Annotated in this window: 8 protein-coding genes; 4 read left to right on the top strand and 4 right to left on the bottom strand. The window is 44.4% G+C overall.

Translation table 11 applies throughout. From position 1 onward, the window contains the following. The 3 genes from BJP37_RS22660 to BJP37_RS22650 form a co-directional block, all read right to left on the bottom strand. The coding region (locus tag BJP37_RS22660; protein ID WP_075906370.1) for a mechanosensitive ion channel family protein at positions 1 to 1,718 on the bottom strand (1,718 nt) is incomplete at its 3' end. A 557-nt stretch (positions 1,719 to 2,275) separates the two neighbouring features. Further along, complete coding sequence (locus tag BJP37_RS22655; protein ID WP_075902162.1) at positions 2,276 to 2,995, bottom strand: glutathione S-transferase family protein; 720 nt, start codon at positions 2,993 to 2,995, stop codon at positions 2,276 to 2,278. 38 nt (positions 2,996 to 3,033) lie between these two features. Next, positions 3,034 to 3,651, bottom strand: a complete 618-nt coding sequence (locus BJP37_RS22650) for an NAD(P)H-dependent oxidoreductase (protein ID WP_075906368.1) — start codon at positions 3,649 to 3,651, stop codon at positions 3,034 to 3,036. Between the two features lie 230 nt (positions 3,652 to 3,881). On the opposite strand from BJP37_RS22650, the gene BJP37_RS22645 reads away from it, so the two are divergent. The 3 genes from BJP37_RS22645 (at position 3,882) to BJP37_RS39825 (ending at position 5,399) form a co-directional block, all read left to right on the top strand. Continuing rightward, entirely contained in the window at positions 3,882 to 4,226 is a 345-nt protein-coding gene (locus tag BJP37_RS22645) for a winged helix-turn-helix transcriptional regulator (protein ID WP_075906366.1), read from the top strand. Positions 4,227 to 4,510: 284 nt separating this feature from the next. After that, entirely contained in the window at positions 4,511 to 5,077 is a 567-nt protein-coding gene (locus BJP37_RS22640) for a GNAT family protein (protein ID WP_081431287.1), read from the top strand. A 163-nt stretch (positions 5,078 to 5,240) separates the two neighbouring features. Beyond that, complete coding sequence (locus tag BJP37_RS39825; RefSeq protein WP_158069722.1) at positions 5,241 to 5,399, top strand: hypothetical protein; 159 nt, start codon at positions 5,241 to 5,243, stop codon at positions 5,397 to 5,399. Here the strand turns inward: BJP37_RS39825 and BJP37_RS22635 are convergent. Beyond that, a complete protein-coding gene (locus BJP37_RS22635) occupies positions 5,356 to 5,940 on the bottom strand; it encodes a thioredoxin family protein (RefSeq protein WP_075902160.1) in 585 nt (194 codons plus the stop codon). The genes BJP37_RS39825 and BJP37_RS22635 overlap by 44 nt on opposite strands. 154 nt (positions 5,941 to 6,094) lie before the next feature. Between BJP37_RS22635 and BJP37_RS37175 the strand changes: the two genes are divergently transcribed. Further along, positions 6,095 to 6,277, top strand: coding sequence for a hypothetical protein (locus BJP37_RS37175; RefSeq protein ID WP_143727743.1), 183 nt, complete (start codon positions 6,095 to 6,097; stop codon positions 6,275 to 6,277). Positions 6,278 to 6,393 lie beyond the last annotated feature (116 nt).

Raw genomic sequence — 6,393 nt, 5'->3', positions numbered from 1 at the left:
GGCAGTGGGATCACAATTCCCTCTTGTTCAAATCTTTCTTTTATAATTCGGCTGATGTCACAATAGGCTGTCCAGTAATCCTCTGTCTTAGTATAGGCCAAAAACCAAATCTTAACAGCATCTTCAGCCAATTCACCGGTGTCGATCCAAGGTCCAGGGTCTTCCAATACTAAAGGATGGGAGTTGGCAATATCCTTAAGAACTTGGATCGCTTGAGGAATACTATTGCGGTAGCTGATCCTGATCGAGAGAAACATAGCGCGGACGGGGCTACTGGTTTCGTTCGTAATAACGTTACCCCAGACTGAGTTGTTCGGCAAGATAACGATTTTATTTTCCAAAGTATTGATGGTGGTGCAAACTAAGTTGACATCCTTAACGATACCGTTTACCCCAGCTACTTCAATCTGATCCCCCACGTCGAAAGGTTTATAGACCAAGATCATTAACCCATTGGCAAAGTTACCGAGGGTATTTTGAAACGCAAAGGCTACCACAAAACCAGCAGCTCCAATCATAGCCATCAGTGGACCAATACTGATCTCTAGGGCAGTAATCCCTAAAATAATACCCACCACAAATAATCCTTGGCGGGTTAGAGTAACCAAGAACTGACCCAGCATCACTGAAATATTCGGGAACATCCACAACGATTTCTCGAGGATTGTCCCTAAGATCACCGAGAGGATGCTAAAACCAGTAACGATTCCTATACATTTGCCAATGTTATTCGCCCAGCGGAGACCTCCTTCTTTAGACTGGAGCCAGCCGACGATGGTAATCCAGGTTCCTTCAGTGTCGCTTACGTCTACCTTAATCCCACTGATGGCATCGATGTATTTTTTGTACGACTCGACATCACCGCCTTTAAGTTCCAGCTCTTGAAGTACCACCTCAAAGCGATCGCTCAAAGCAGTGCGTTCATCCCGCAATCTGGTCATGTTGACCAGTACTTGCTTTTTAACTTCGGCCTTCACATCGACCGCTTCTTCTATGTTTTCTTTGGCTTTTTCCAGTCCCTGTTCAGTCTTTTTCTGCTCTTGTTCATCCGTAACGACTTTGTTGCTAATTGTCCCGATCTGCTCTTGAACCTTAGCAACTTCCTCTTCTGAGCTTGAGGTTTTGGCTTTATCTTTCTGCTGTTGAGTACCTTCAACTGCTTGAACAATCGCCCCTTGCGAGGTTTTATCCTGCTCGGTCTTTTCTCCTTGTTTGACTGCTTCTTTTACTGACTCCTGAGCTTTTTCGAGAGCTTCCTGTGCTTCTTCCGCCCCCTCTTTAGCTTTTACGCCACCTGATGGGGATGGCTCAGTCCCTATTTTTTCTTTAGTGTCTGTCCCTTCCTCAAGAGCCTTTTTTGCATCTTCTAGGGCATCAACAGCTTCCTTAGTTTTTTGAAGCTCTCGATTTTTGCGCTTGACAGCAATTTCCGCATCGCTGAGTTCTTTAACTTTAGTTTTCAGCAAGGACATCCACCCCTGAGCTTCACCATCCAGCTCATCCTTAGTGAATGGCTTGAGCAATAGCTCTAGCTCCTCAATCGGAATAGTTGGATCTGCAGTAGTAACCGCTTTCGGAATAGTTGAATCTTCAGTCGTAACCGCTTGCTCATTGGGTGAATTAGTGGTCTGTTGAGCTTGGACAGGTAACCACCATGCCCCAACGATTAAGAGACTGCCAAACAAAATGCTAAATTTCTTTTGTCGGTAACGAATCATTGGTTTTTCGTGTTGATAAGACGTTAATTAGGTGCCCTTGACCTATTAAGAATTAAATTCGCCAAGGTCAAGCGCACCTGAAGATGTAACCTGTACAGTTTGGTTGACTTTTCAGTGTTAATCAAAGAAGATATAAGGTGTATAGTTTGGTTCACTGTTCAGTTGCTCCCGACCTTACCACCGGAAGATCGGCACAGCTGTAACATTGCTCGATTTAGACTGAGGGGGGCAGATCTCAAGAGGATAGGAGCTGAATTTTCCCCAACTCTTCGGGATTTTGACAGAATTTATCCCTTAATAATCCTCTATATCTAACCCTAAAAAGAAGACCCCGGGGCAATCAATAGTTAACGGTTAACAGTTAACTGTAAACAGTCAAAAAGGTATAGATAGCCTTTTATTGGATCAAATCAAGGGATGTGCTTATTTTTGACCAACATTTTTGGCAAACAAACACCTTGGACAAAAATTTTGCCCAATCTTCCCTGATCAACGACTAGGATTTTATCACATTTTTATTTCCCCGAGTGTTAATTTTTGTTTCCATCATCCATGGCTTATGGTTTAACATCACTTTGAAAACGTGCAGAATTAGCCGCTTCTGCTGCAGCCACATCCCCTTTTCCAAAAAAAGCAGGAAAAGGTTTCGGGAGCTCTAGTGCACGTTGAGTTGCAGGTCGAGCATCAATACGCTCAAACCAGCCTTGAAGGTTGTTCAGCCCATCCACCGATACTTTCGCCCAGTAATAAGCTCGTGCCCAAGGATAAGTGGCCATATCTACAATAGTGAAGTCATTACCAAGGATATAACTTTTCCCCTCAAGCTGCTGATCCAAGACTTCCAGCAGCCTTCGTGATTCTGACCCATAGCGCTTGATGGCAAATTCATCACGATGCCCTTGAGGTTCTGCAATCCGCTGAAAGTACATAGCTTGACCCATCATCGGTCCAATGCCACTCATCTGAAACATCAGCCACTGAAGTGCTTGGGATCGAGCTTTTTCCCCCTCGGGAAGGAACTTTTGATATTTCTCAGCTAGATACCAAAGAATCGCACCCGACTCAAAAACCACAAAATCGTCATTACCACGATCCACGATGGTCGGGATGCGCCCATTGGGGTTAAGAGACTTGTACCAGTCTGACTTTTGTTCTTTTTTGGAAAAGTCAATATAGGTCATCTCATAGTCCACCTCTGCTTCTTCAAGAAAGATCAGCGGCTTCCATCCGTTCATAGTCGATGCGGTGTAGAGATGAATCTCAGCTTGTTTCGTCATGATTTTTCTTTGGATGAGATACTTACTAAGAGTTAGTTTTAAAGAGCTTTGGAGCACGGAGCAGAAAGAGGCTCGGCTACTTCAACACCTAAATCATGGTCGGGGTCAAGAAACACCATCTTTAGGTGACTGATGTACCGGTCTCGGTCAGCCTCAAATTCTGGATTTTTGATGACGTTGTAGCAGGCGAAATGGGGCAATTCCTTGAAGCCACAAAACTCATGGCTCTTACGCATGGGCAGGAGCACTTCTTGTAGTGAGCGTCCTTCAAAAAAACTATTCGGATTGTTAAAGACGTCGGCGGGCGCATTCCATGTAGTAGACAGCATGAATTTCTTGCCATTCATCAGGCCACCCGATCCGTATGAGCCATTACTGTGCCCGAAAAACTCACCATAGGCGTAGACATCGTCTATGTAACGCTTTAGGGTTGACGGCATCATGAACCAGTACACTGGGTACTGAAAAATGACCCCATCAGCTTGCTTGAATTTCGCAATCTCCTCTGGAATGTTGTAGCCTTCTTCCACAACAGTGGTCAGTAGCTCGTATTGATCTTTCAATATCTCCACCGCTATCTCGAAAAGACCTTGATTGTAGCGGCCTTTAGCGAACTCCTTAGTCTCTTTGCCCAAAATCAAAAGCAAGGTTTTCATCAGATTACTTCCCCCCATCAGATAATGTGTACAGTTATTGCTTCATGTATTGCTTCATGGTAAAAATTTAAGTTACGATAGTCAACTAGTAGACGTTTAGTAACCAGGTATAAAAAATGAGTTCCGTCATAGACATGGAAACAGATAGCGATGCTCCTAGGGAGCCGCTACGCGAACGCACAATCGAAATTGATAGCGATATCGACATCGACACAGATAGCGACATCGAGATCAAAACCGATAGCGAACGCATCAAGAAAGCCATTGATCCCTGTCTCAGCCCCTGTCCAATCGAGCGTGGAATGCGGATTTTGGGTGGCAAATGGAAAGGATCGATTCTTTGGCATCTCAAGGATGGCCCGATGCGGTTCAACGATCTAGCGCGCCAGATCGGCGGAGCTAGCAAAAAAATGGTGACCCAGCGGCTTAGAGAAATGGAGGATACGGGCTTAGTCAACCGTAACGTCATCAGTACCAAACCCATCGCTGTGGCCTATGAGATCACAGATTTTGGTCGAACAGCCCTGAGATTTCTGGAGGAGCTAAAGAAATGGGCAGAGGAATATAATATATAATTTTTTAACAGTTCTCAGTTCGGTGAGGTACGCCGCCCTTGGGGTTTTCGGGAGTCGGGAGTCGGGAGTCGGGAGTCGGGGTAAGAGACTGTTTGTTAAACTTGGCTGAAATCCTGGCGTAGGGTGGGTTAGGCGGCGAGTACTGTCAAAGCTCACCTTTTAAGATAATTATCCGCCGTAACCCACCAATAGTCAAGACTATAACTGTCTAAGATTTACTTTATAAACAGTCTCTAAGAAAGTTGAACCGCTAGCCAGAACTATTATTCAAATAGGAGAGACATTTGAAACGAAGTATTAGAGAATTTGAAGCCAGTGATATTGACTTAATGATAAACTATTTCCTAAATGCTGACCACGAATTTCTCAGGGGAATGGGGGTAGAGCCAAGTAAACTTCCAAATTCGGACAAGTGGCGTCAAATACTGCTTGAAGATTTTGAACGGCCAGTAGAACACAGAAGATTATACTACGTCATCTGGGAAATAGACGATACTCCTGTTGGGCATTCTAATCTCAACAAAATTATCTATGGTCAAGAAGCATTCATGCATTTACACCTTTGGCAACCAGAGAAACGAAGAAGCGGCAATGGCACATATTTTATTAACGAATCAATTTCTTGCTATTTTACTAAATTCCATTTGCAAAACCTGTTTTGTGAGCCTTATGCTCTCAAAACAGCTCCCAATAAAACGTTACATAAAGCTGGGTTTGAGCTTCTTAAAACCTATGAAACTACACCAGGCTTGATCAACTTTAATCAAACAGTAAATCGTTGGATACTAACTAAAGAAAAGTGGCTGCAGAAGTCACAGCAATTAGCAAAGGGAACAGGGAGTAGGGAGTAGGGAACAGCGGCTCTGGAAGGAGTAGAGAATATGGCATCAAAAATTATCACAATTCCTACACGGATTGCTATATTACCCATTAGGATATTAGTAATCAAAAGGAATTGAGCTGACTCACAAATTTAGCTTAAACCTTAAACCTGTAACCTTCAACCAAACAACCTTGGCCAAAAGGCCACGCGATCGCGTTCAACCTTGGCCAAAAGGCCACGCGATCGCGTTCAACCAAACAACCTTGGCCTTTGGCCACGCGATCGCGTTCAACCTTCAACAACATATCAAACACCAAAATAAGCTGGTTCATTCCCCGGCTTCCACTTAATATTGCAACCAATACTAGGCTTTTGCTCAGAATTCACCGGTTGCGACCCTAGCACCGCATCAATAGCTGCTCGTAAATCCTTACCAGTAACTGGTATACCATTACTAGGACGACTATCATCCAATTGACCTCGGTAAACTAGCTCCTGGTTAGCATCGAATAGAAAAAAATCTGGGGTACAAGCAGCTGTATAAGCCTGAGCGGTTTCCTGACTCTGATCATAACAGAAGGGAAAGGTGAATCCCAGCTCCTGAGCCATTTCCTTAAGTTTATCGGGAGCATCATCTGGGTAATTATCCGCATCATTAGCGCTAATCGCCACCATACCGATATTAGCATCGGCATAGTCTTTCCCTAACTTGGCCAATTCTCCCTGTACATGTTTAACAAAAGGACAATGGCGGCAGATAAACATGACCAGTAACCCCTGTTTACCCGCAAAGGTCTCTAAGGAAATCGTCTTGCCAGACACTGCATCTGGTAACTGAAACTCTGGTGCTTTGCTCCCTAAGGGCAACATTGTCGAGTTAACTAGTACCATGGTTTTACTCCTAAACTATTGCACTCAAAACTGATTTTCTTCTAACCTTGCCTACCATATCAGATCCCATGGCAACGGCTATGATCTCAAATGGTAATCCGACCCAGAACCAACCCACCAAACCACCTTCAACCAACCAACCCACCAAACCACCTTGGCCTATTGGCCACGCGATCGCGTTCAACCAACCAACCTTGGCCTATTGGCCACGCGATCGCGTTCAACCAACCAACCAAAAAAACGTGGTATAATAGACCAACTTCCTATAGGAAGTTGTTTGGAAGAAGTGATCCCTACGCAACGGGACGTTCTGGTGCCAGCCGTTACTGGTGATTAATGGGAATGACTGTTTCAGGTGTTGCAGCAAAGGCTAGTAAAAGGTGAAGATGGGTATCAAACCCTTGTATTAATACACTGGCCTTTTGGCCTTTTGGCCTTTTGGCCACGCTACGC

The organism is Moorena bouillonii PNG, assembly GCF_001942495.1.
In the GTDB taxonomy this organism is placed as follows: Bacteria; Cyanobacteriota; Cyanobacteriia; order Cyanobacteriales; family Coleofasciculaceae; genus Moorena; species Moorena bouillonii.
This window is presented reverse-complemented; position numbering and strand designations above follow the sequence as displayed.